Annotated in this window: 20 protein-coding genes; 8 read left to right on the top strand and 12 right to left on the bottom strand. The window is 63.8% G+C overall.

Annotated elements, in window-relative coordinates:
* Nucleotides 1-24: 24 nt before the first annotated feature.
* Nucleotides 25-942, top strand: a complete 918-nt coding sequence (locus tag QXZ85_RS01005) for a PepSY-associated TM helix domain-containing protein (protein ID WP_315707059.1) — start codon at nt 25-27, stop codon at nt 940-942.
* A 70-nt stretch (nt 943-1,012) separates the two neighbouring features.
* Here the strand turns inward: QXZ85_RS01005 and QXZ85_RS01010 are convergent, their stop codons facing one another.
* On the bottom strand, nt 1,013-1,720 hold the full coding sequence (locus tag QXZ85_RS01010; protein ID WP_315707060.1) for a TetR/AcrR family transcriptional regulator: 708 nt from the start codon (nt 1,718-1,720) through the stop codon (nt 1,013-1,015).
* A 127-nt stretch (nt 1,721-1,847) separates the two neighbouring features.
* Between QXZ85_RS01010 and QXZ85_RS01015 the strand changes: the two genes are divergently transcribed.
* From QXZ85_RS01015 to QXZ85_RS01030, 4 genes are all read left to right on the top strand, one after another.
* Nucleotides 1,848-3,380 (top strand): efflux transporter outer membrane subunit, encoded by a 1,533-nt coding sequence (locus QXZ85_RS01015; protein WP_315707061.1) that lies wholly within the window; start codon nt 1,848-1,850, stop codon nt 3,378-3,380.
* Nucleotides 3,377-4,492: an efflux RND transporter periplasmic adaptor subunit gene (locus QXZ85_RS01020; RefSeq protein WP_315707062.1), complete on the top strand. Its 1,116-nt coding sequence runs from the start codon at nt 3,377-3,379 to the stop codon at nt 4,490-4,492. The genes QXZ85_RS01015 and QXZ85_RS01020 overlap by 4 nt, the downstream gene beginning before the upstream one ends.
* Nucleotides 4,493-4,534: 42 nt before the next feature.
* Nucleotides 4,535-7,612 (top strand): efflux RND transporter permease subunit, encoded by a 3,078-nt coding sequence (locus QXZ85_RS01025; protein ID WP_315707063.1) that lies wholly within the window; start codon nt 4,535-4,537, stop codon nt 7,610-7,612.
* Between the two features lie 180 nt (nt 7,613-7,792).
* The gene (locus tag QXZ85_RS01030; protein WP_315707064.1) at nt 7,793-8,500 is read left to right on the top strand and encodes a PadR family transcriptional regulator; all 708 of its coding nucleotides are present in this window, start codon (nt 7,793-7,795) and stop codon (nt 8,498-8,500) included.
* Between the two features lie 184 nt (nt 8,501-8,684).
* Here QXZ85_RS01030 and QXZ85_RS01035 read toward each other — a convergent pair whose 3' ends face one another.
* Entirely contained in the window at nt 8,685-9,521 is an 837-nt protein-coding gene (locus tag QXZ85_RS01035; protein WP_315707065.1) for a class III extradiol dioxygenase family protein, read from the bottom strand.
* A 9-nt stretch (nt 9,522-9,530) separates the two neighbouring features.
* Nucleotides 9,531-9,884 carry a protocatechuate 4,5-dioxygenase subunit alpha gene (locus QXZ85_RS01040; RefSeq protein ID WP_315769268.1) on the bottom strand — a complete coding sequence of 118 codons (354 nt, stop codon included), beginning with the start codon at nt 9,882-9,884 and terminating at the stop codon, nt 9,531-9,533.
* A gap of 123 nt (nt 9,885-10,007) precedes the next feature.
* Here QXZ85_RS01040 and QXZ85_RS01045 point away from each other — a divergent pair, with 123 nt between their 5' ends.
* The gene (locus tag QXZ85_RS01045) at nt 10,008-10,940 is read left to right on the top strand and encodes a LysR family transcriptional regulator (RefSeq protein ID WP_315741593.1); all 933 of its coding nucleotides are present in this window, start codon (nt 10,008-10,010) and stop codon (nt 10,938-10,940) included.
* 19 nt (nt 10,941-10,959) lie between these two features.
* On the opposite strand, the gene QXZ85_RS01050 is transcribed toward QXZ85_RS01045, so the two are convergent.
* From QXZ85_RS01050 to QXZ85_RS01060, 3 genes are all read right to left on the bottom strand, one after another.
* A complete protein-coding gene (locus tag QXZ85_RS01050; protein WP_315769271.1) occupies nt 10,960-11,337 on the bottom strand; it encodes a tautomerase family protein in 378 nt (125 codons plus the stop codon).
* 417 nt (nt 11,338-11,754) lie between these two features.
* Nucleotides 11,755-12,867: an alpha/beta hydrolase family protein gene (locus tag QXZ85_RS01055; RefSeq protein ID WP_315769272.1), complete on the bottom strand. Its 1,113-nt coding sequence runs from the start codon at nt 12,865-12,867 to the stop codon at nt 11,755-11,757.
* Nucleotides 12,868-12,884: 17 nt separating this feature from the next.
* The gene (locus QXZ85_RS01060; RefSeq protein WP_315769274.1) at nt 12,885-13,343 is read right to left on the bottom strand and encodes a hypothetical protein; all 459 of its coding nucleotides are present in this window, start codon (nt 13,341-13,343) and stop codon (nt 12,885-12,887) included.
* Nucleotides 13,344-13,873: 530 nt separating this feature from the next.
* Here QXZ85_RS01060 and QXZ85_RS01065 point away from each other — a divergent pair.
* Nucleotides 13,874-15,664 carry an amidohydrolase gene (locus QXZ85_RS01065; protein WP_316228785.1) on the top strand — a complete coding sequence of 597 codons (1,791 nt, stop codon included), beginning with the start codon at nt 13,874-13,876 and terminating at the stop codon, nt 15,662-15,664.
* 55 nt (nt 15,665-15,719) lie between these two features.
* On the opposite strand, the gene QXZ85_RS01070 is transcribed toward QXZ85_RS01065, so the two are convergent.
* Nucleotides 15,720-16,637 (bottom strand): PaaI family thioesterase, encoded by a 918-nt coding sequence (locus QXZ85_RS01070; RefSeq protein ID WP_315741597.1) that lies wholly within the window; start codon nt 16,635-16,637, stop codon nt 15,720-15,722.
* Between the two features lie 306 nt (nt 16,638-16,943).
* Between QXZ85_RS01070 and QXZ85_RS01075 the strand changes: the two genes are divergently transcribed.
* Complete coding sequence (locus QXZ85_RS01075; protein ID WP_315741598.1) at nt 16,944-17,624, top strand: hypothetical protein; 681 nt, start codon at nt 16,944-16,946, stop codon at nt 17,622-17,624.
* A 222-nt stretch (nt 17,625-17,846) separates the two neighbouring features.
* Here the strand turns inward: QXZ85_RS01075 and QXZ85_RS01080 are convergent, their stop codons facing one another.
* The 5 genes from QXZ85_RS01080 to xylB all read right to left on the bottom strand — a co-directional run bounded on the left by QXZ85_RS01080 (nt 17,847) and on the right by xylB (nt 23,553).
* A complete protein-coding gene (locus QXZ85_RS01080) occupies nt 17,847-18,782 on the bottom strand; it encodes a sugar-binding protein (RefSeq protein WP_315707074.1) in 936 nt (311 codons plus the stop codon).
* Nucleotides 18,783-18,863: 81 nt separating this feature from the next.
* Entirely contained in the window at nt 18,864-19,946 is a 1,083-nt protein-coding gene (locus tag QXZ85_RS01085; protein WP_315769278.1) for an ABC transporter permease, read from the bottom strand.
* A complete protein-coding gene (locus QXZ85_RS01090) occupies nt 19,946-20,707 on the bottom strand; it encodes an ATP-binding cassette domain-containing protein (protein WP_315769280.1) in 762 nt (253 codons plus the stop codon). Before QXZ85_RS01090 ends, QXZ85_RS01085 begins: the two co-directional genes overlap by 1 nt.
* A 69-nt stretch (nt 20,708-20,776) precedes the next feature.
* Nucleotides 20,777-22,099, bottom strand: coding sequence for a xylose isomerase (gene xylA / locus QXZ85_RS01095; protein WP_315769282.1), 1,323 nt, complete (start codon nt 22,097-22,099; stop codon nt 20,777-20,779).
* Nucleotides 22,096-23,553: a xylulokinase gene (gene xylB, locus QXZ85_RS01100; protein WP_315707078.1), complete on the bottom strand. Its 1,458-nt coding sequence runs from the start codon at nt 23,551-23,553 to the stop codon at nt 22,096-22,098. Before xylB ends, xylA begins: the two co-directional genes overlap by 4 nt.
* Nucleotides 23,554-23,648 lie beyond the last annotated feature (95 nt).

Below are 23,648 nucleotides of genomic sequence, written 5' to 3' on the forward strand. Positions count from 1 at the left end.
GCGACGATCCTTCGGGAGACGACGATGAACAAGCAATTTCTGCTCAAGCTGCACCGCTGGATCAGCCTGACGTTCGCAGTGCCACTGCTCCTGATCATTACGACCGGCCTGATCCTGTCATTCGAGCCGATGGTCCAGGTCGCAGCGGTGAAACCGCAAGCGATCGATGCGACACGCGTGATCGACCTGATCCGGCAGTATGATCCTGACGGCAAGGCGCGCGGCATCACCATCGACGCAGCGGCACAGCATCTGACCTTGCAGGGCACCCCGGGCGCCGAAATCGATCTGACCAACGGCGGCTTGACGTCGAAGCCGATGACGTCGAGCCTGTTCAGATGGGCGCGCATGATGCACGAGCATCTGATCGCGATGTCCTGGCTGGTGATCGCTTCCACCGCCGCCATGGCCATCGTGATGCTGATCGGCATCTTGATGGGACTGCCGAGGCTGCGCAAAACGCTGTCCGGCTGGCACAAGGGCATCGCCTGGTTCACCCTGCCGCTGATCCTGCTGAGTCCGCTCACCGGCCTGTGCATGGCGTTCGGGCTGACGTTCCAGAGCGGCGGCGCAGCGGCGCCGGGCACACGCATCTCTCTGCCGGAGGCCGTTGCGATCGTCGCCCGAGACCATGATCTCGCAGCGGTCAACTCGATCGGCAACCGCGGCGGACGGATTATGGCGCGAGTCATCGAAGGCGATGAATTGCGCAACTACGCCGTGACCGCGGACGGCATGACAGCCCTGCCGCGCAACTGGCCACGGCTGTTGCACGAAGGCAATTGGTCGCTGATCGGCAGCGCCGCCAACCTGTTGATCTCGCTGGCGCTGCTCGCCCTGCTCGTCACCGGTGTCCTGATCTGGAGCCGCCGCCGGCTGCGGCGGCCGAATCGTCAGCGCGATCTGCCTGTACGATCAGCGATCGCATCGTCCATCACCTGACGCGAACAGCGCTCCGGGCGAACCCGGATGCGCTGGCTTTGCGAATCAGCCATTAGTTAAGGGGCGGCGTTCATTGCCGCCGTGTTCGGGTGGCGCACGCATGCGGCTTGCGATCAGCCGCTCTATAGGCTGCAAGAAAGACCTTGATGCCTCCATCGACCAGCATGCGGTATTCGGCGGGGCTCGGCGACTGCATTGACAGCGACCATTTCAGAATCAGCCGGCCCTGGATGAGTGACAGAAACTGCATCGCGGCGAGCGCTATGTCGGGAATGTGCAACAGGCCTTGCGCCTGCGCCGCGCGCAAGAAGGCCGCAACCTCTGCATCGCAGCGGTCCGGGCCAACCTTCATGAAGACATCGGCAATCTCGGGATATCGTGACGCGCAGGACATGATCAGTCGGTGCATCGCCAGGCCCCGGCCGTCCATGAAGAAGGACAGGAAGCTTCGCGCGATCGCACGCAGCTCCTTCTCCAGTTCGATCGGGCCGTCATGGGGCTTCCACAAGGGTCCGCCGACGTTCCGGCACTCGTCCTCGACAAGCGCAAGCAGCAATGTCTCCTTGTCCTGAAAGTGCGAGTAGAGCGTCGCTTTCGAAACGCGCGCGTGGCGCGCGATCGCATCCACACTGGTCGGATCGAATCCATGCGCGAGAAACAGCGTGCGCGCGCTGTCGAGAATCTGGCGGTGCTTGCGATCGGCGCGTGTCGTCTCGACGGTATCGGGCTCGTCCGCCACGCGTTGCGAGGCTGCTGCTTGGAGCTTGGATGTGGGCATGTTCCTCCTGGCACCCTTGTGACTTGACTCCACTTAGGCCACAACGCATGTTGCCGCAACAGAAACAAAACGGTTTAGTTTTATGACTGCTCCACCTCAACCCTGTGTGGTATGGCGCACCGACCGCATGCGCAGATGCGGCCGCTCGGCCGGCATCCTGCTGCCTGGGATGCTGCTGGCGTCATGCGCAGTCGGTCCGGACTTCGTTGCACCGGCGGCGCCCGATGTCACCGGCTATGTCAGCGAGCGTCGTCTGCCGACGACAGCAAGCGCGGCGACGCCGGGCGGCAACGCGCAGGGCTTTGCGCCGGGCGCCGATCTGCCCGGGCATTGGTGGACGCTGCTTCGCTCCCGACAAATCAATGCCTTTGTCGAAGAAGCCATTCGCAATCATCCGGACGTTCGGGCCGCCCAGTTCGCACTGCGCGCGGCGCGCGAAAACGCGTTGTCGCAGCAGGGATCACTGTTTCCGCAGATTTCGGCCACCGGGTCGGCGGAACATGATCAGAGCTCGACCACACAGCAGGGCGCGTGGCCGGGTCAGACATCCAACTACACCCTCTACAACGCCTCGGTCAGCGTATCCTACACGCTCGATCTCTGGGGCGGCACGCGACGCCAAGTCGAATCGCTTCAGGCGCAAGCCGACTACCAGGCCTTCACGCTCGAAGCGACTTATCTGGCGCTGACCGCCAATGTGGTGACATCAGCGATCACCGACGCATCTCTGCGCGATCAGATCGCCGCGACGGAAGACATCATCAAGGCCGAGACCGATCAGCTGACCCGCATCCAGCGCCAGTTCGATGTCGGTGCGGTGACCAAGGCCGACGTGCTGTCGCAGGAATCGACGCTGGCGCAGGCCAAAGCCACGCTGGCGCCGCTGCAGAAACAATTGGCCCAGCAGCGCAATCAGCTGATGGCCTATCTCGGTCGGCTGCCGAGCCAGGACCGCGGCGAGCACGTGACCCTCGCCGAGTTGCGTCTGCCCGGCCGGCTTCCGGTCTCGCTGCCCTCCTCGCTGGTCCGGCAGCGACCCGATATCCGCCAGGCCGAGTCGACGCTGCACAAGGCGACCGCCACGGTCGGCGTCGGTGTCGCCGACCTCTTGCCGCAGGTCACACTGTCCGGCAGCTACGGCGCGAACGCGCCGGAGCGGCTGTTCACGCCGACCACGATCGTCTGGAGCGCGGCCTCGAGCGTCACGCAGAAGCTGTTCGACGGCGGCACGCTCTATCACACCAAGGAAGCGGATGTCGCGACCTTCGAGCAGGATCTGTCGTTGTACAAGAGCACTGTGATCACCGCGTTCCAGAACGTCGCGGACTCACTGCGTGCCGTCCAATACGACGCCGAGGCGCTGAAGGCCGATGCCGCCGCGGAGAAAGCCACCGCCGACAGCCTTGCGATGTCGATCGAGCAGTTCAAGACCGGTGCGATTCCTTACGCCAACGTCATCACCGCCCAACAGAACTATCTCAACGCGCGCGTGACCCGAATCAAGGCCCAGGCGACGCGCTTCACCGACACCGCGGCGCTGTTCCAGTCGCTCGGCGGCGGCTGGTGGAAACGCAACGATCAGACGCCGGATTCCGTGCCGCGCGCAAACCCCGGCTATTTCTCAGGTCCCGACCGCAATTCCCAGGAAGCAATGCGATGATCAAACGCATGACAATCATGCTCGCCGTGATGGGCCTCTTGTTCGGCGGCCTCTACGGCTTCCAGGTCTTCAAAGGCGTCATGATCAAGAAGGCGATTGGTGCCATGGCCAACCCACCGCAAACCGTCTCCACTGTCGTCGCCGCCACGGCGCCCTGGCAGTCCTCCTTGACCGCCGTCGGATCCCTGCGCGCCGTCAACGGCGCGGATCTTGCGCTACAAGCCTCCGGCATCGTGCAGAACATCCAGTTCAACTCCGGTGATACGGTCGCAGCAGGCCAGCCGCTGTTGCAGCTCGTCGCGACCGACGACATCGCCAAGCTGCAGTCGCTGGAGGCGACCGCCGAGAATTACGCGATCGTGCTCAAGCGCGACCAAGAGCAGATCAAGTTCAGCGCGGTGAGCCAGGCGACGCTCGACAGCGACAAGGCAAATCTGAAGAATGCCCAGGCGCTGGTCGAGCAGCAGAAGGCGATCGTGGAGCAGAAGACGCTGAAAGCTCCCTTCGCCGGCCGGCTCGGCATTCGCGCCGTCGACCTCGGGCAGTATCTGAGCGCCGGCACCAGCATCGTCACGCTGCAGAGCCTCGACCCGATCTATGTCGATTTCTACCTGCCGCAGCAGGCGCTCGAAGTCATCAAGATCGGCGAGGATGTCACGACGAAGGTCGATGCTTATCCCGGTGAGCGCTTCACCGGACAGATCAGCGCCATCAACTCGAAAGTGGATTCGACCAGCCGCAATGTGCAGGTGCGCGCGACGTTACACAACGACCCCGCCCGCCTGCTGCCCGGCATGTTCGCCAAGGTCGAGATTGCCGTCGGCAAACCGGAACAGCTCGTCACCGTGCCGCTGACTGCTGTCGTCAACAACCCCTATGGCGATCTCGTCTATGTCGTCGACAATCTGAAGGACGGCCAGGGCATCGCGCGGCAGATGTTCGTCAAGACCAAGCCGGCCAAAGGTGACCACATCGTCGTGACCGAAGGCGTGAAAGCGGGCGAGACGGTGGTGATCGCGGGTCAGCTCAAGCTGCGCAACGGCAGTCCGGTCAAGGTCGACAATTCCCACGTGCCGGTCGCGGAGACCGCGCCTGATATCGTCGATCAATAAGACCGGCATCGTCTCCCAAGCGACGGATTGAGAGCCCCCGTTATGCGCTTTACTGACATCTTCATCCGCCGGCCCGTGCTGGCGCTCGTGGTCAGCGCCCTGATCGTCGTGCTCGGGCTGCGCTCGATGACGACGCTGCCCATCCTGCAATATCCGCGTACCCAGAACGCCATCGTCACGGTCTCGACCACCTATGCTGGCGCGGATTCCGACATCATCGCCGGCTTCATCACCACGCCGCTCGAAAACGCGATCGCCCAGGCCAACGGCATCGACTACATGACGTCGACCAGCGTGACCGGCGCCAGCACCATCACCGTGAACCTGCGGCTGAACTACGACTCCGGCAAGGCGATGACCGAGATCAACGCCAAGGTGAACTCGGTGCTCAACCAGCTGCCCTCCGGCACGCAGCAGCCGACATTGACGTTGAAGGTCGGCCAGACCATCGACGCGATGTATATCGGATTTGCCAGCGACGTGCTGGCGCCGAACCAGGTCACCGACTACCTGACCCGCGTGGTGCAGCCCAAGCTGCAGGCAGTCGCGGGCGTGCAGACCGCCGAGCTGCTCGGGGCCAAGAAATTCGCGCTGCGCGCCTGGCTCGATCCGGACAAGCTCGCCGCCTATGGCCTGACCGCGAGCGACGTCTCAGCCGCGCTGTCGGGCAACGACTACATCTCCGGTCTCGGAACGACGCGGGGCCGGCTGGTGCAGGTCGATCTGGCCGCGGCGACCAATCTGCATTCGCTGGAGCAATACCGCAATCTCGTCGTCAAGCAGGTCAACGGCGCCATCATCCGTCTGCAGGACGTCGCCCGCGTCACGCTCGGCAATGATGATTATGATTCCGCCACCCGCTTCAACGGCAAGACCGCGGTCTATATCGGCATCCAGGTGGCGCCGACCGCCAACCTGCTCGACGTCGTCAACGGCGTGAAGGCGGTGTTTCCGGACCTGCAGAAGCAGCTGCCGAACGGCATCAACAGCGAGATCATCTACGACTCCACCGATTTCGTGAACTCTTCGATCAGTGAAGTGGTCCATACGTTGGCGGAAGCCATCGGCATCGTCATCGTCGTGGTCTTCCTGTTCCTCGGCTCGTGGCGCTCGGTGCTGATCCCGATCATTGCGATCCCGCTGTCCCTGATCGGCACCTTCGCGCTGATGCTCTTGATGGGCTTTTCCATCAACCTGCTCACCCTGCTCGCTTTGGTGCTCGCGATCGGCCTCGTGGTCGACGACGCCATCATCGTGGTGGAAAGCGTGCACCGCCTGATCGACGAGGGCGAAACGCCGGTCGAGGCCGCGATCCAATCGGCGCGCGCCCTGGCGAGCCCGATCATCGCCATGACCGTGGTGCTGATCGCCGTCTATGTCCCGGTCGGCTTCCAGGGCGGCCTGACCGGCGCGCTGTTCACCGAGTTCGCGTTCACGCTGGCCGGCGCCGTGACGGTCTCGGCGGTGATCGCATTGACGCTGTCGCCGATGAATTGCGCCTGGCTGTTGCGGCGGACCGAGCGTGACGCGACCAATCTCGAAGCCCGCCTGGTGCGCGCCATCGATCACGTGATGGAATGGCTCGCCGGCGCCTATCGCCGTCGTCTCGAGGCGATGTTCCGGATGAAGCCGGTGGTGGCCGTGTTTGCCCTGCTGCTGCTCGCCATGATCCCCTGGCTCTATTCGAGCTCCACCAGCGAGCTCGCGCCGGACGAGGATCAGGGCGTCGTGCTCTCTCTGACTTACGCCTCTCCATCGGCGACGCTGGAGCAGCGCCTGTTCTACGATCAGCAGCTGAATGATCTCATCGCCAATCGCCCCGAAACCAAGACCGTCTTCCAGATCGATACCTCCACCCAGGTGATTGGCGGCTGGGTGCTCAAGCCATGGGATCAGCGCACGGCGACCACCAAGACCTTGCAGCCGGAGTTCCAGCAGCTGCTCAACACCATTGCCGGCACCCGCTCGGTCGCGTTCCAGCCGGCGCCCCTGCCCGGCAGCAACGGCCTGCCGATCCAGTTCGTCATCGGCACCACCGGCTCGTTCGACGAGCTCAACGATGTCGCACGCGACTTCATGGCCAAGGCGCTGGCGAGCGGCCAGTTCATCTTCCTCGACAACGACCTCAAGATCGACAAGCCGCAGACCACGGTCGTGTTCGACCGCGAAAAAGCCGCCGATCTCGGCCTGAAGATGAGCGATCTCGGCGGTGCGCTCGCCACCATGCTGGGCGGCAATTACATTGACTACTTCAGCCTGGACGGCCGCTCCTACAAGGTGATCGCGCAGGTGAAGCAGAACGACCGCCTCACCACCGATCAGCTGCTCAACTACTACATCCGCGCCAGCGACAATTCGATGGTGCCGCTCTCGACGGTCGCGCATCTCGAACACAAGACCATTCCGGAATCGCGAAACCACTTCCAGCAGATCAACGCGGCAACGATCTCCGGCGTGGCGATGCCCGGTGTTGCGATGGGCGACGCGCTGGCGACCTTGAAGGGTCTCGCGAAGTCGCTGCCGGTGGGCTACTCGATCGACTATGGCGGGGCGTCGCGGCAGCTCGAGCAGGAATCCGGCGGCTTCGTTACCACCTTCGTGTTCGCGCTGATCATCATTTTCCTGGCGCTGGCTGCCCTGTTCAACAGCTTCGTCGATCCCGTGATCATCCTGGTCTCGGTGCCGATGTCGCTGGCGGGCGCGCTGATGTTCATCAGCCTCGGCATCGGCGGCGCCAGCATCAACATCTACACCCAGGTCGGCCTGGTGACGCTGATGGGGCTGGTGAGCAAGCACGGCATCCTGATGGTCGAGGTCGCCAACGAGCTGCGCGCAGCAGGCAAGGATCGCAACGAGGCCATCATCGAGGCCGCGTCGATCCGGCTGCGGCCGATCCTGATGACAACGGCGGCGATGGTGCTCGGCGTGATCCCGCTGATCACGGCGAGCGGGGCCGGCGCAGTGTCGCGCTACAATATGGGCCTCGTCATCGCGACCGGACTCGCCATCGGCACCCTGTTCACGCTGTTCGTGGTGCCGGTCGCCTACGCACTGATCGCCCGGCGCGGCGCGCACACCGAGGCCCATGCCGAGGCTCTGCCAGCGGGCGCGACGCATTAAGCGGCGCTTTGCGGACGACCTGATCCAACCAGCATCAAAAGGGGCGCCCAGCAGGCGCCCCTTTTATTTTGTCATTTACTTCAAAGACTTGGAGTATCTCTCGGCAAATCCTCTCCGATGGCATTGACAAATGAAGCCGTTAAACGATATATCGTTTATGTATAACGGAGGCTATCTCACATGAGACATCATCGCCATCACTGGGGTTTCCGGTACGGCAGCCGACATGACGAGCGCGACGACCGAGGCTGGGAGTACCAGGGCCGACATGGTCACGGCTGTCACCACGGCGCCGACGAAGCGAGGCTCGGCGAGCGCGGCCCCGGCGCTGGCCGACATCGCGGCCCTGGCTTCTTTGGACGCGGCGGCCGTGGTCCGCGCGAGGAGTTCGGCCGCGGCGGCGGCGGGCGCTTCTTCGGACCCGGCGATCTGCGCGCCCTCCTGCTCTGGCTGATCGGCCAGAAGCCGCGCCACGGCTACGACCTGATCAAGGCGGTCGAGCAGCTCGTCGGCGGCGCCTATTCGCCGAGCCCCGGATCGGTCTATCCGATCCTCAGCCTGCTCGAAGATCTCGGCCAGATCGAAGCGACGCCGAGCGACGGCGGCAAGAAGCTGTTCGCGATCACCGAGGCCGGGCGGCAAGTCTTGAAGGATGACGCCGCGGCGATCGAAGGCCTGTTGAGCCGTTTGCGCATCATGGCGCGGACCATGGGCGGCATGCGGCCGCCGGAACAAGTCTTCCAGGCCATGCAGACCCTGAAGATGGCGCTCGCCTTCCATGCTTCCGGCTGGAGCGAGGACGAGACCAAGCGCGTCAGCGACATTCTCAACCGCGCCCTCGCCGAGATCGAGGGCGAGACGGAAGGCGGCGGCGACCAGGCGATCTAGTCTAGCGCTCGGGCCACATCGGTCCGAGGCGAATGGGTGCGCTCGCCTCCCTCATAAACAAGCATATCAATTAGTTACTCGTCATGCCCGGGCTTGTCCCGGGCATGACGACGCGGAGACAGATGACCATAAGCTTAAGTCCTCATACGCCGTGGCCATGCCGCAGGCGGGAAGAGGAAGAACGTCACGCGGGCTCCAGCACCATCAGTCCGGTCGCGGTATTCGAGATCGGGATGTGGTAGTTCGCATGCTCCTTGCGCACCTTCTCGGGCAACGCGCCGCGCGCGACCATCCAGTTCAGCAGTTCGACGCCTTGCGTGCCGGACAGCTCGACCAGCTCGGTGGTCGAATATTTCGTCGCCCAGGCCGGATCGTTGACCATGCTGTCCATGAACTTCAGGTCGAAATCCTTGTTGATGAAGCCGGCGCGCTCGCCGTCGAGCTGATGCGACAGCCCGCCGGTACCCATGATGACGACGCGCTCATCCCCAGGCCAGGACTCGATCGCCCGCGCCAGCGCCTGCCCGAGCTTGTAGCAGCGCGCCGCCGACGGCAGCGGCGCCTGCACCGTGTTGACCACGACCGGCACGACGCGCACCGGCCATTTCTGGTCCGGCCAGCACAGCGCCATCGGCAGCGTGAAGGCGTGATCGACCACCATCTCCTGGCAGGTCGTGAGGTCGAAATCCTCCGCCACCAGATGCTCGATCAGATGCCAGGACAGTTCGGAATCGCCCTTGAACGGCGCCGTCTGCGGAATGCCCCAGCCTTCGTCGGCGTTGCGATATTCATCGGCGGCGCCGACCGCAAAGGTCGGCATCTTGTCCAGGAAGAAGTTCAGCCCGTGGTCGTTATAGACGAGCACGACGACATCCGGCTTCACCTTGCCGAGCCATTCGCGCACGTGCGGAAAGCCGTCGAAGAACGGCTTCCAATAGGGATCCTGTTGCAGACCCTTGGCGATCGCACCGCCAATGGCGGGCACGTGCGAGGTGGTGATGCATCCTACGATCTTGGCCATGTGAGCCCCCTATCCCCTTGCCGCCAAGAGCTTGGCCTTGAACTGTTCCTTGGTGAGCCCGGTCTGCTGCGCGCCGATGTCCTGCATGTCGAGCCCGAAAATACCGGCGAACTTGGCGAGGTAATAGGCATTGCCGCCGGCCTCGATCAGCTGAAGCACGTTGCGGCTCCTGATCGCCTCGCGCTGCTGCGGGTTCAGGCCGTATTTGGCGCAATAGCCGTCTTCGTCTTCGACGAAGGCCCGGCGGTTGGCGGCCTCGTTGAACGAGTAGCACATCTTGTTCAGCGCATAGCCTTTGCGAGCCTGCTCGCCGTCGAAGATGGTGGTGCCGGGCACGGGCTGCCGGGCGCTCGGTGTGGGCATCGTCCTCTCCCTTGATCGCATGGTGGCACGCGCGATTTGAGCTGGATCAAACGCCGCGCCGCTCATCCCTGCACTATTCCGACGCTACCTCCCGGAATAAAGGCGCCGCCTTCGATCTGATCCATGAGCCAATTCGATCATTTGGACCTTGACGGCCATCTGCTGCAGCTGCTGCTTGCCGTGATCGAGGAAGGCTCGGTGACGCGTGCCGCGCTGCGGCTCGGCGTTACTCAGTCCGCCGTGAGCCACCTGCTCGACAAGCTGCGCGCGATCACCGGCGATCCGCTGTTCGTCAAATCCGGCCGCGGCATCGTGCCGACGGCGCATGCGCAATTGCTGGCCGTTCGCGCCCGCGCTCTGCTCGACGACCTCAGAAGTTTCTCCCATGCATCGGTGTTCGACCCGGCCAGGATTTCGCAAGCGGTGACGATCGCGGCCAACGATCTGCAGCGCGATCTCCTGCTGCCGTCCTTCCTGCGCTATGTGCGCGCGCAGGCGCCGGGCCTGCGGCTGCGCGTGATCCGCTCGGGCGCACCGGCGCCGGAGCTGCTGCGCGAGGAGCACTGCGAGCTGATCATCACGCCGCGGCCGCCGGCGGGCAGCGACATTCTGCAGAAGCGGCTATTTACGGATATCTACCGCGTGTTTTACGACGCCACACAGCGCGAGGCGCCCACGACGCTGGAGGACTATCTCGCTGCGGATCACGTCACCGTGCTGTACGAGCCGCAGCGCCGCCTCGATATCGACGACGTGCTCGCCGAGCAAGGCATCGTCAGGCGCTTCGTCGCACAAGTGCCCGGCTTCGGCGGCATCGGGCCGTTCCTGCGCGGCAGCCGGATGATCGCGACACTACCGAGCCTTTTGCGTGCGCATCTGCTGCGCGGGCTCGCCGTGGCGCCGGTGCCGGTCGCATGCCCCGACATGCCGATGTACATGGTCTGGCACTTGCGTCATCAGGACGACCCGATGCATCGCTGGCTTCGCCAGCAGCTCGAGCTCGTGGTGGCGCCGTGCCTTGCGGCCGCCGCGGAGTACATGCCGGCGATGGCGTGAACGCGCGCCCTGAACGACCTCACGCGAATTGGACAAGTCCGTGACCGACAGACCAGTTCTCTGTTGGAGCGTCGAGAACGTTCACGAATACATCCTCCGGCCGAATGCCGGGGCTTTCACCAAGCAGTTCCGCGATGCGCCGGAACAGGGCTTTCTTCTGCTCCACGGTGCGGGTGTCGAGCACAGTGATCCGGATGAACACGAGATCGTCGCTGCGGGCGACGCCGAAGGCCGAGCCGTAGCGAAAGTTCGCAGGCTCATGCTCGGTGATCGTCATGAACTGATCGTCTTCAGGCACATCAAGCGCATCGCGCATCGCGCGGTAAAGGCTGTCGAAGATCGCCTGCCGGTAGGCGTCCGGCTTGCCGGCACGGAGAGAGATGTGAATGAGCGGCATCGCGGGTCCTTTCTTGTTCCCGCACGTTAGTCGGATGCCGACTATTTTGGTACGTTATCGATATTGATTTCAGTGATAACGCTTCAAGATGACTGAACCGCCCCTCGACCTGGATGCCGTCCGGGTTTTCGTCCGTATCGCCGAGCCTGGCAGCTTCACGCTCGCGGCTGACGCCATGCGGACAACGCGAGGCCGCGGCCGTCATGGCGGGGCTCGGCGTTTGCTGCCCTGGCTCCGCAGACGTTACCGTTCGGCGCTGTCGATGTCAGGCCCAAGCTCGGGCTGGCCGATCTGCCGCGCCTGCCGGTGCTGCTTCACACGCGAGCGAAGGACGGACGGGGCCATGCGTTGGCGGCGCTGTCGGCGGCGTTCAGAAGTGCGGTGCACGGCTAATGGAAGAGAATTTGGCTTCCACGCTCAGCGTAGATGCGCCGTGAAGAAATCGATCGCCGATCGCACCGTTTCGGCGTGGACCGCCTCGCGGTCGACACCCTCCGGGTCGCGGCAGGCAGCTCGGAGCATCACGCGTCCCGCCAGGGTGCACGTGCCAAAGAACACATAGTGGCCGGCGTGCGGGACGAGCTTCAGCGTCGCATGTGGGATCTCTTTGGCGAGAGCCGAGGCATTGGATGCCGGCGGCACGATCTCGTCGGCATCGCCGCTGATGATCGCAACTGGAAGCGAGATCCGACCGAGGCTCTCCGGCGTGAACATCGGCACCAGCCCCGGTGCCATGACGAAGGCGGCACGAATACGTTCATCGCGATAGGATCGGGTGGCACCGGCGTAGCGTTGGCGGAATTCGGGATCCGAGTTCAGGCGCACCAACCTTCTTTTTTGCAGGTCGGACGATTCCGGCGGCGGCTTGCACGATTCGTCGGCGCGCGGCGAGCGACAGAACGCCTGGAACTCCGCCGGATCGGTGATGCCGCCCCCGATCGCGATGACAGTGTAGCCGCCGGCGGAATGACCGGCGGCGCCGATGCGAGCGGGATCGATCCGACTGCCAAAGGTCTTATCATCGAGCATAGCATCAAGAGTCACGCTGAGATCGACGGCCCTCAGCCACCACAGCGAAAAGCCGTCGACGGTATTCTCCCGGGCGTTGTTGCCGGGATGATCGACTGCGACCGCGATAAAGCCGTGGGCGGCGAGCGCCGTGCCGAGCCAGCCGATCCCCGCCGCGGTCCCGCCGGCGCCGTGAGAGAGCAAAATGAGCGGACGCTTCAACCCGGCCGCAGGCACCGCGTCAGGGGCAGCCCGCCCGGCGCTGAAGTATGGAACGAAAGGCGGGCCGATCCATTGCGGCTCCTCTTGCACATCGGCCTCGGCCGGATACCAGATCATCGCACGGAGGACGTGCGTCTTGGCCCCTCGCCAGTCGTAAGGCTCGGCCGGTCTGACATCGCGCGTAGTGACACCAACCTTGAAGGCGGTGTCATCGGCGTGCGCGACGTTGAACGTCGCAAGCAAGATCAGCCACAACGACAGCCCCTTCATCCTCATATGTCGCTTCAGGATCTTCTTCACCAATCAACTTGTTTGCTTTAGGGCTTCTCTGCCGCTGGCTCCGACTTCATGTCCTCCCACTCCTTGGACATCTGCAAATCCATCGTCGACAGTGAATTTGAGACGGCGGCTATGTTATCTGCTGTTGGCGAGGCTGGAAGTTCGTATTGGAGCCGCCTCCTCAATGCCCGGAGTCCATCCGCTTTCCGATAGTGCCAATTCGCCTTTTGCTGAAATCCCACCTGGCGACTGAAGGTGGTGAATGCCACGGATAACGCTGAAACCAAACCCAGCTGCCATTTCTCGACCTCGTCGGACAATGATGGAACGAGCCCAAAAAGCGCGGCTAGACTCCCAGCAATCAGCGAGGCCCAGAGTAATCCTTGCGCCGAGAAATAGTTTGATCTTGCAAAGCGAAGGTAGCGCTTCTCGTCCGTCACGATTTCCGCAAGCAAGGCGCTCTGTCGTTTATCAAGAAGCGATGTGTCTTCTGGCATCGGCCCCCTCCAGCCTAAGTCCGCCAATGGTTGCCGAGACCGATTGATCTGCCATAGGGAAACTCGATTTGTCCGCCATTGGACAGCAAGAACAATCCGATTGCCGCAACCATGTCCGGTTCCGGCAGAACATCGGATGTGATATCGGTCTCGCGGCTTCTTTCCCTTCAGGTCGAGGCCATCGATGCCCTCGAGAAGTCTCAGCCTTGTCACGGCGACAACAGTGCGTAGTATCGCTGCCGGCTAAAGTTACGATCAACGCACTTATAGCACAGTATTCGCGCCACCGATACGCTGAGACGCACTGCATGCAGTGCACGACGGACGCAGGCTACGGGCGGGGCAGCAGCTAGGCGCCTGACGACAGTTCCCCAACCGAGGTGCCTTTGAGATGGATCAATCTCCTGCTTCGCAGAGGCGGGGCATAGTTCGAGCGTCACTCGCCCCCGACTTGCAGCAGCCCAGAAGGTCAAATCGCCATGTGCATCATGTGCAATTCGGCATTTGCCGAGGGACTTCGGACGATCTCGTTGTCGTCACGCCGGCAGATCCTGAAATCTGCGGCGACGATGACGACCGGAGCTCTGTTATGTGAGGCGGTTGGATCCGGTGCGGCACTGGCCGAGACAGCATCCTTTCAGGATATGCTCGATCAGCTCGATCCGAAAAAGCTGCCGGTGGCTACGATCTTTCGCGCCAAGGAGATCATTACCCTTGACCCGGTTCGGCCGGCGGCAACCGCCGTCGCAGTGCTAGGCGACCGTATTCTCGCGGTCGGCTCGCTCGAGGAACTGAAAGCCGCGGCCGGTGGCCAGCCCTACATCATCGACGACACATTCGCCGACAAAGTGATTGCGCCCGGCTTCCTCGCTCAGCACGACCATCCGCTTTTGACCGGCCTGACGATGATGTCGGAGATCATCGCCATCGAAGACTGGGTGCTGCCTTCCGGAACCATACCGGCAGCGAAGAACCGCGAGGACTATCGCAAGAGGCTTGCGGAAGCGAATGCAAAGCTGAAGGACCCGAACGAGCTGCTGGTCACCTGGGGCTATGATCCCAGCTTCCACGGTGATCTGACCCGCTCGGATCTCGACAAGCTCAGCGGCACGCGGCCCATCATCGTCTGGCACCGGTCCGCCCACGAGTTCATCGTGAACACCAAGGCGCTGGAAACCTATGGCATCGATGCGGCGTTCGTCGGAGCCATGTCAACGGAAGCCCAGAAACAATCCAATCTGGACGAAGGTCACTTCTGGGAAGGCGGCATGTTCGGGGTCGTCCCCAAGCTGCTTCCGGCCATTGCGACTCCCGAACGGGTTCAGCACGGACTCGAATTCGTCATGCGGTATTACCACGCCAACGGCGTCACTCTCGCCTGCGAACCCGGCGGCCTGTACTCGAAGCGGATGCAGGATGCCCAGAATGCGGTCCTATCCCGACCGGAAAGTCCCTTCCGCTTCTACTTCATCCCTGATGGGAAGTCGATCATTGCGGCCTTCCCGGACACCGCCATCAGCGAGACAGAGAAGGTGCTCGGCTGGGGCCAGGGCATGACTGTCATGATACCCAGGGCGATCAAGCTGTTCGCCGACGGCGCTGTCTATTCCCTGGCCATGCAGGTCCGCGAACCCTATCTCGATCGGCATCCCGGCCAATGGATCATGGATCCCAAGCTCTTCGCCAGGGCGTTCCAGGTCTACTGGGAGGCCGGCTATCAGATCCACATCCATGCGACGGGCGACGCAGGCCTGGACTTGGTCCTCGACAATCTCGAGGCCAACATGCGCCGTCATCCGCGTTATGACCACCGTACCGTCGCAGTCCACTTCGCGATTTCACAGCAGGATCAGATCGAGCGGATCAAGCGGCTCGGCGCCATCGTCAGCGGCAACCCCTATTACGTGACCGCACTGGCGGATGTGTACGCCAAGGAAGGGCTCGGTCCCGAGCGGGCCGACAACATGGTCCGCCTCGGCGACGTCGAACGGGCCGGCATCTCCTATTCCCTCCACTCGGACATGCCCATGGCCCCCGGCCAGCCACTGTTCCTGATGCACTGCGCCGTCAACCGGACCACCGTATCCGGCCGCGTGGCAGGGCCCGATCAGCGCATTAGCCGCCTGTCCGCGCTCAAGGCGGTCACGCTCGAAGCCGCCTACGCGCTGCGACTGGAAAATGAAGTTGGAAGCATCGTCCCGGGCAAGCTCGCCAATTTCACGATCCTCGGCGAAAGCCCGCTGACCGTTGATCCAGCGAAGATCAAGGACATTCCGGTCTGGGGCACCGTCCAGGAAGGACGGGTCCTGCCGGTCAAATAACGGCAAACCCGACGGGCACTTCCAGCCTGCGCCCTGGTGCCTGAGGCGGATGTCGTCAGTCCTGATCCTGTCCCGGCGTCTGCCGCAGCATGAAATGGCCGAATGCGGTTGCGATCGGCTTGGCCGGATCGTCCTGCCAGGACCGGGCCTCGAAGGCGACCACGCGGCGGCCTTGCTTGACGATCGACGCTGACGCAACGCTGTCGAGCGCCCGCCCCGAGCGAAGATAGTTGATGGTCAGGTCGATCGGCTTTGGTAGCGCGGCGGTATCGAGCTCGCGCATCACCGTGACGATCGCAGCTGTCTCGAGGAACGCGCCGGTCATGCCGCCATGGATCGCAGGCAGCACGGGATTGCCTATGATCTGCTGCGAGAACGGCATGATGAGCGTCTCGTTCTCGGCGAGACGGATGCCGAGGCAGCGCGCGAACGGGCTGGTGGCGAACGGCCCTGTCGCATCCTCGGGCGCCTCGAGCGGCGGCGGCGCGCCGGTGAAGGCCGGCCGGTCGGTAAGCATGTTGGTGCGGTTGGCGCCGATCATGAAACAGGCGGTCGCGGTGGCAACCGGCGCGCTCTCCTCCCCCTGATAGGCCGTTGCACGTACGAAGGCGATCGAGCGCGTGACGCGAAAGCAAACGGCATGCGCCTTGATGTCGAGCCCCGGCGTTGCCGGCTTTTGATAATCGATGCGCAGATCCAGCGTGGCGATCGCGCGCGTGCCGTCCAGCGCGAGCTGAACCGCCATGCCGCAGCTCTCGTCGAGCATCGCGGTGACGACGCCGCCATGGATCACGCCGGTGTCGCTGTCACCGACGAACACCGGACGATAAGGCAGGGTCGACCAGGCTTCGCCGGGCGCGAAGCGGTCCATCCTGAGGCCGCTGATATGGCCGTAGACCGAGCGGCGATGCCTGATCGCCTCGGCGAGCTCGTCGAAAGCCGACGGTACGGCAGGAGTCGGGGTGTCGGTCATGGTCGGATTTTAGAACATGATCCGGAGGAGGTGCGAGTTTTTTCCGGAGCCCGGAATGGGCACACCAGCATCAGCTCGCCGCGCCCGCCTTCAACGAGCCGTCGGCTATTCGAACAGAAAACTCAACCTCTGGCAGTGATTTACCCCCGCAATATCCGCCGAGCTACGTCTCTGTAGCTGCGCTGCAAAGCACGTGCTCTTCCGCAAATCTATGTGGAGAAAATGCTCCGCTGGCCGGGCACGCTTAGAACATTGGCAACCTTAATTTGATCATAATGCTCTCAATCGAATCCCGGAGACCTGTCGATGCGCAAACCCGCCAAGACGCCGCAGCTTCCGCCGAGCCGCGGTGCGGCCTCATCACGAATCGTCATGAGTCTGGCACTCGCCGTGAGCGCTGGAGCAGTGTGGTGGAGCACCGGCGGAGCCAAGGATTTCTCCTTCGCACGCGACGAGGCGCCCACCCTCGAGACGCGCGTTGCCGCCCTGACGTCGGAACTCAGCGAACTCAAGGCCGAGACGGCCAAGCTGCGCGAGCGTCAAGACGACACCTCCGGAGAGCTCCTCCAGCTCCGCGCCAGCCTCAGCGGTGCCGAGACCGGCCTCGCCACGCTGCGCACGGCCGCCGACGAGAGCGAGGTGCGCCGCCGCGACACCGCCGATAAGATCGAATCCAATATCGCGATGCTGAAGCGCCTGACGATCCGCCTGCGCACGGCACAGGAAGACACTGCGGGCCAGCTGGGCAGCCTCCAGGCGACTGCGGCGAACAATCAGATCGGCATCGACGAACTGCGCGCGAGCACCGGCGACATGCGCCAGCAGATCGCGCGTATCGAAATAGCCCGCGACGCGACCAGCTCGATCGGCCGGCCTCACAGGACTCATCGTGTCAGACGGGCAATGCGCGCTCCCGAAACCGGGCCGCAACTCTCGCAGCCATTCCTGGCGCAGTGGCCCGGCCTGGTGCCCGCGGGCCGCAATTGACCATTGAGTCTTGGTCCGGACTCATTGCCCCCCTGCCGCGCACCTCCGCGCGGTCTAGCTAGCACGAGCCTTGGTTGGTTCGGCTGGCCCATCAGAAAAAGAGGCGACCCAAGCATCGACCAAAGCCGAAGCGAGGGCCGCCAGTTTTCCCCGGGAGGAACCAAAGCGTTTTCAAGCGAAGTGGTTACCGGTTCGCCCAAAGAAAACGCGTTAGAACAATATTCAGTGTAAGAGCTGCGCGACGTTGTCCTTGGTCACGAGGTCGAGGCCGGTGTAGATGATCTCCGGCACCTTCTGGCCTTTCTTGATCGCGAGCAGCGTGTCCATCGCCTTCTCGCCCATCTCGAACGGCCGCTGTCCCGTGAGCGCGTTGGAATAGCCGTCGCGCAGCAATTCGAGCTGCATCTTCAGCGTATCCGCGACCACGAGCGTCAGCTTGCCGGCATTGATGTCCTTGCGGTTCTGGTTGACGAAGGCCTTGTAACCCTCCGGCGCGAACATCGGCCAGCCGCCGACCGGAATGATCGCCGCAAGATCAGGCGTGGCCGTGCGAAGATCGGTCATCTGCTGGACCGCGAGCGCCGGATCGTCGTTGCAGAAGGTCGGAGAACCCGCGACCTCGCCCCACTTGGAGCCCTTCAAGGCTTCGCGCACGCCGTCGACACGCTCCGCAAGGTTCTTGGCGCCGGGACCGCCGGAGACCATGGCGTATTTGCCGCCTTCCGGCTTCAGCTGCAGCAGCTGCTTGCCGAGCGCGACACCGAAATCCTTGTTGTTGGTGCCGATATAGGCGATGCGCTTGGACCCCGGCGCATCGGAATCGAAGGTGATGACGGGAATGCCCGCCGCGGTCGCTTCGTCGATCGACTTGGTCATCGCGGCGACATCGGCCACCGAGATCGCGAGACCATCCACCTTCTGGGTGATGAAGTCTTGGATGATCTGGGCCTGGGTCGCGGGCTCGTGCTCGACCGGCCCCTTGTAAATACACTCGACATTGCCAAGCTCCTTGGCGCGCTTCTCGCAACCGTCGCGGGCGACGTCGAAGAACGGATTGTTCATGGCCTTCGGCACGATCACGAAGCGGTATTTTGTTTCCGCATGCGCCGGGGCCAGCATGACTGCGAGCGCTGCAGCCGCATAGAGCAGTTTCCTCATAGCCTTCCCTCCATGTCTATCCCTGTGATTGTCTGGCCGGGCGCGGATAGACTGACATTCACATCCCGGCCAGTATTGGGGTCACAGCAGCCGCGAGCGCAGGCGATCGACCAGCACCGCAGCGATGATGATCACGCCGACCAAGGCCTGCTGCCAGTACGAGCTGACCTGCGCGAGCACGAGCCCGTTGCGGATCACTTCGAGCAGTACGCAGCCGACGATAGCGCCGAGCGGCCCGCCGATGCCGCCGGCGAGATTGGCGCCGCCGATGACGGCGGCGGCGATCACGTTGAGCTCGTAGGAGGTTGCCATGTTCGCCGGCGCCGAGCCCAGCCAGCCGGAGATGATGATGCCCTGCAGCCCGGCCGCCAGCGCGCCGATCACATAGACTTCGATCTTGACCAGCCGCACCGCGACGCCGGTGAGCTCAGCCGCCTTCTCATTGCCGCCGATCGCAAATACGTGGCGACCGAAGCTCGTGTGGTGCAGCACCAGCCCCATCAGCGCTGCGAGCACCATGAGATAGATGAAGGGGATCGGCAGGCCGTACACGTCGCCTTGGGTGAGCGCGTAGAAATAGTCCGCGTCCGGGCCGCCCGGGAAGCTGCCCTTGCCGTTCGAGATCACGTATCCCAGTCCGCGCACGATCGAGAGCATGCCGAGCGTGGTGACGAACGGCGACAGGCCGAGGATCGCGATGCAGACGCCGTTGACGAGGCCGACGATCAGAGACACCGCAAGCCCGCACAACACCGAGATCAGCAGGATCAGCCCCGGCACATTGGCGACCACCGTCTTGCCATCGGCGGCGAGATGCACGAACCACGACGCGAGCGGCTCGCCCGGAGTGGACAGCGCCGTCATCACCATCGAGGTGATCATCGCGGCAAAGCACATCATCGAACCGACCGAGAGGTCGATGCCGCCGGTAATGATGACGAAGGTGATGCCGAGGGTCGCGATCGCGATGAACGAGAAGTTCTTAGCGACGTTCTGCAGATTGCCCTCGGTGAAGAAATACGGGCTGGCGAAATTCATCACCACGATGAGGATCAGCAGCGCCAGGGTGACATAGGCGGTCTGCGAGGCGAACAGGCCGCGGTGCCACCACTTGACGGGACCGATATTGGTGAAGGAGATCTGGGCATCTGATGGCACGGACATCACGCAGCCTCCTTGGCGCCGGTGATCAGCGCGGTGATTTCTTCGGGACTGGTGTCGGTGATCGGCTTGTCGGCCCGCTTCTCGCCGCGGCGCATCACAATGACGCGGTCGCACACCGCGAAGATGTCGGGCATGCGATGCGAGATCAGCATCACGGCGATGCCCTGCTCCTTCAGCCGGTGGATCAGGCTCAGCACCTGCTCGACCTGCCGTACCGAGATCGCCGCGGTCGGCTCGTCCATCATGACGAGCTTGGCATTCGACAGGCGCGTGCGCGCGATCGCCACCGCCTGGCGCTGGCCGCCCGACATGTCCTTGACGAGATCATGCGGCCGCGTCTCCGAGCGCAGTTCGCGAAACAGCTCCAGCGCGCGCGCCTCCATCGCCTTGTGGTCGAGCAGCGCGAGCGGGCCGAACCTGCGCTTCAGCTCGCGGCCGAGAAAGACGTTCGCGGCGGCGGTGAGATTGTCGGCGAGTGCGAGGTCCTGATAGACGACCTCGATGCCGACGCTGCGCGAATCCACCGGCCGGTAGAAATGCACGCGCTTGCCGTCGAAATGGATATCGCCGTGGCTCGGTGGAAAATTGCCGGCGATAATCCGCACCAGGGTCGACTTGCCGGCGCCGTTATCGCCCATCAGTCCGACGACTTCGCCGGGACGGACGTCGAGATCGACGCCCTGCAGCGCGCGGATCGCGCCGAACTGCTTGCCGATTCCCTTCAGCTCCAGAACCGGTTGTCCGGTCGCCGCCGTGTTCATGGCGGTCCTCCCATGGATTATTTGTTGTTTTGTTTGTCTATTGCAGACGTTCGGCTGTCGTTCTGGTCGTCAGACGTAACGGTTCACCACACCTTCCAGATATTCCTGCCGGCCCGAGCGCGGCTTCGGATCAAGGCCGGAGCCAACAGCGCGATCGGCCAGATCGGCGAGCGAGCGCTGGCCGGTGAGAATGGCGCACCCCTCCTCGCTCTGCCAACCGGCGTAACGCTCAGCGAGCGGGGCGGTCAGCGCGCCGGCATCGAGCATATCGGCAGCCGCCAGGAACGCGCGCGCGCAGGCATCCATCGAGCCGACATGGGCGTGGATCAGGTCATCGGGGTCGATCGATTGCCGCCTGATCTTGGCGTCGAAATTGAGCCCGCCGGTGGTGAAGCCGCCGCCTTTGATGATCTCGTGGAACGCAAGCGCAAGTTCGGGAACGTTCATCGCGAACTGGTCCGTGTCCCAGCCCAACAGGTCGTCGCCGCGGTTGATGTCGATCGAGCCGAACACGCCCAGCGCCTGCGCCAGCGCGATCTCGTGCTGGAACGAGTGGCCGGCGAGGATGGCGTGGTTCTGCTCGATGTTGAGCTTGACGTCGTCGAGCAGATCGTAACGTTCCAGGAAGCCGTAGCAGGTCGCGACGTCGAAATCATACTGATGCTTGGTCGGCTCCTTCGGCTTCGGCTCGATCAGGATCGGACCCTTGAAGCCGACCTTGTGCTTGTGCTCGACCACCAACGAGACGAAGCGGCCGAGCTGGTCGAGCTCGCGCCTGATGTCGGTGTTGAGCAGCGTCTCATAGCCCTCGCGGCCGCCCCACAACACGTAGTTCTGTCCGCCGAGCCGATGCGTGACCTCGAGGGCGGCACGCACCTGGCCGGCGGCATAGGTGAACACCTCCGGATCCGGATTGGTCGCGGCGCCCGCCATGTAGCGGCGATGCGAGAACAGGTTGGCGGTGCCCCACAGCAGCCGCACCTTGGCGGACGCCATCTTCTGCTCGAACAGATCGGCGACCGCGTTCAGGTTTGCCACGGACTCCTTGAGCGTCGCCCCTTCCGGCGCCGCATCGACATCGTGGAATGTGAAGAACGGCACGTCGAGCAGGCGGAAGAGCTCGAAGGCGACATCGGCCTTGGCGCGCGCCATCGCCATCGCGTCATCGCCATGCTGCCAGGGTCGCAGGAATGTTTCGCCGCCGAACGGATCGCTGCCCGGCCAGCAGAACGAGTGCCAGTAGCAGACGGCAAAGCGCAGCTGGTCTTCCAGGCGCTTGCCGCCGACCAGACGGTCCTTGTCGTACCAGCGGAACGCCAGCGGACTGCGCGCATCCGCGCCGCCATAGGAGACCGTCGTGCCGGTCTGAAAGAATGGAGCAGAGATGTTCACGAGGCACACTCCTTCAAGGCAGGATAAAGCTTGCGCCATTGCGCATAGGCGTCGTCATAGGCGGCAACGAGCGGCGCGCGCGGGACGTAGCTTGCCAGCCGCAGGGGTCGTCGGCAGACCTCGGCGGGATCAGCGCCGGTTGCAGCGAGGCGGCCGAGCCGCGCAGCGCCCACCGCGGCGCCGACCTCGCCCTCCTCGACCCGGTGCACGACCACGCCGAGCACGTCGGCGGCGATCTGCGCCCACAGCGGCGAGCGCGAGCCGCCGCCGACGAAATCCAGCTCCGTGATCGGCCGTCCGCCGTCGCCGAGCGCCACCAGCATGTCGCGCGCCGCAAAGGCAACGCCTTCGAGCACCGCCTGCACCAGCTCGTTTCGTCCGGCCGCGCTACGCAGGCCGACGAAGGCACCTGCGGCAGTCGCGTCATTGTGCGGGGTCCGCTCGCCATCGAGATAGGGCAGGAACTGTACTTGGCTCGGCCGCGTGACGGCGTCGCCGAGCGGCGCCAGAAGATCGGCCTCGGAGCTATCCAGAATACGCGCGAGCCAGCCCAGCGACGCCGCGGCCGACAGCATCACGCCCATCTGGTGCCAGAGCCCGGCGAGCGCGTGGCAGAAAGCATGTACCGCCAAAGCCGGTGCCGGAGCGAAGCGATCGGTGACACGGAACAGCACGCCCGAAGTCCCGAGCGAGAGGAACGCATCACCGGGCGCGATCGCGCCGAGGCCGATCGCGCTCGCCGCGTTGTCCCCGGCGCCGCCGGCGATGACCACGCCAGAGCTCATGCCCCAGCGCCGCGCCAGATCAGGAGAAAGCACCGCGCAGGGCTCGTTGCCTTCGACCAGCCGCGGCATATGACTGAGATCGAGGCCGGTCGCGGCGAGAAGCGTTTCCGACCAGCGGCGATGACCGACATCGAGCCACAGCGTGCCGGCCGCGTCCGACATGTCCTCGACCATTTCACCGCTCAAGCGATAGCGCACATAGGCCTTCGGCAGCAGCACCTTCGCTACTCTTGCAAAGACCTCCGGCTCGTGATGCGCGACCCACAACAGCTTGGGCGCGGTGAAGCCGGGCATTGCGAGATTGCCGGCGATGGCGTGCAGCTCGGGACAGCGCCGCTCGAGCTCGGCGCATTCGGCGTGTGAGCGGCCATCATTCCAGAGAATGGCCGGCCGCAGCGGATGACCATCGGCGCCAAGCAACGTCGCCCCGTGCATCTGTCCGGACAATCCGATGCCGCGCACCGCTGCCGTCTCGCGCGGATGCGCGCGCACGAGATCGTCGACAGCACCGATTGCGGCATCGACCCAGCTTTCCGGATTCTGCTCGGACCACAGCGGCTTCGGATGTGACAGCGCAAGCGGCCGCGAGGCGGTGGCGACCAGCGCGCCCGTCTCGTCCTCCAGCACGGCTTTCACGCCGGATGTGCCGACGTCCAATCCGAGATACACGCAACTCCTCCCACGCCATCCGTTCGTCACCGGCGATCTCTGTCGCCTTGCCTCGACTTTCTCGCCTGCCTTTTTCTCGCCTGCCCTGCCCCGCT

It is taken from the genome of Bradyrhizobium sp. SZCCHNGR1005, assembly GCF_032489995.1.
GTDB lineage: Bacteria > Pseudomonadota > Alphaproteobacteria > Rhizobiales > Xanthobacteraceae > Bradyrhizobium.

Excerpts from the sequence above, each read along its gene's own strand:
- QXZ85_RS01035 (WP_315707065.1), bottom strand. The coding sequence starts at position 9,521 with ATGGCCAAGATCGTAGGATGCATCACCACCTCGCACGTGCCCGCCATT.
- QXZ85_RS01025 (WP_315707063.1), top strand. The coding sequence starts at position 4,535 with ATGCGCTTTACTGACATCTTCATCCGCCGGCCCGTGCTGGCGCTCGTG.
- QXZ85_RS01070 (WP_315741597.1), bottom strand. The coding sequence starts at position 16,637 with ATGACCGACACCCCGACTCCTGCCGTACCGTCGGCTTTCGACGAGCTC.
- QXZ85_RS01040 (WP_315769268.1), bottom strand. The coding sequence starts at position 9,884 with ATGCCCACACCGAGCGCCCGGCAGCCCGTGCCCGGCACCACCATCTTC.
- QXZ85_RS01075 (WP_315741598.1), top strand. The coding sequence starts at position 16,944 with ATGCGCAAACCCGCCAAGACGCCGCAGCTTCCGCCGAGCCGCGGTGCG.
- QXZ85_RS01010 (WP_315707060.1), bottom strand. The coding sequence starts at position 1,720 with ATGCCCACATCCAAGCTCCAAGCAGCAGCCTCGCAACGCGTGGCGGAC.
- QXZ85_RS01030 (WP_315707064.1), top strand. The coding sequence starts at position 7,793 with ATGAGACATCATCGCCATCACTGGGGTTTCCGGTACGGCAGCCGACAT.
- QXZ85_RS01085 (WP_315769278.1), bottom strand. The coding sequence starts at position 19,946 with ATGTCCGTGCCATCAGATGCCCAGATCTCCTTCACCAATATCGGTCCC.
- QXZ85_RS01045 (WP_315741593.1), top strand. The coding sequence starts at position 10,008 with ATGAGCCAATTCGATCATTTGGACCTTGACGGCCATCTGCTGCAGCTG.
- QXZ85_RS01005 (WP_315707059.1), top strand. The coding sequence starts at position 25 with ATGAACAAGCAATTTCTGCTCAAGCTGCACCGCTGGATCAGCCTGACG.
- QXZ85_RS01015 (WP_315707061.1), top strand. The coding sequence starts at position 1,848 with ATGCGCAGATGCGGCCGCTCGGCCGGCATCCTGCTGCCTGGGATGCTG.
- QXZ85_RS01020 (WP_315707062.1), top strand. The coding sequence starts at position 3,377 with ATGATCAAACGCATGACAATCATGCTCGCCGTGATGGGCCTCTTGTTC.
- QXZ85_RS01090 (WP_315769280.1), bottom strand. The coding sequence starts at position 20,707 with ATGAACACGGCGGCGACCGGACAACCGGTTCTGGAGCTGAAGGGAATC.
- QXZ85_RS01050 (WP_315769271.1), bottom strand. The coding sequence starts at position 11,337 with ATGCCGCTCATTCACATCTCTCTCCGTGCCGGCAAGCCGGACGCCTAC.
- QXZ85_RS01060 (WP_315769274.1), bottom strand. The coding sequence starts at position 13,343 with ATGCCAGAAGACACATCGCTTCTTGATAAACGACAGAGCGCCTTGCTT.
- QXZ85_RS01080 (WP_315707074.1), bottom strand. The coding sequence starts at position 18,782 with ATGAGGAAACTGCTCTATGCGGCTGCAGCGCTCGCAGTCATGCTGGCC.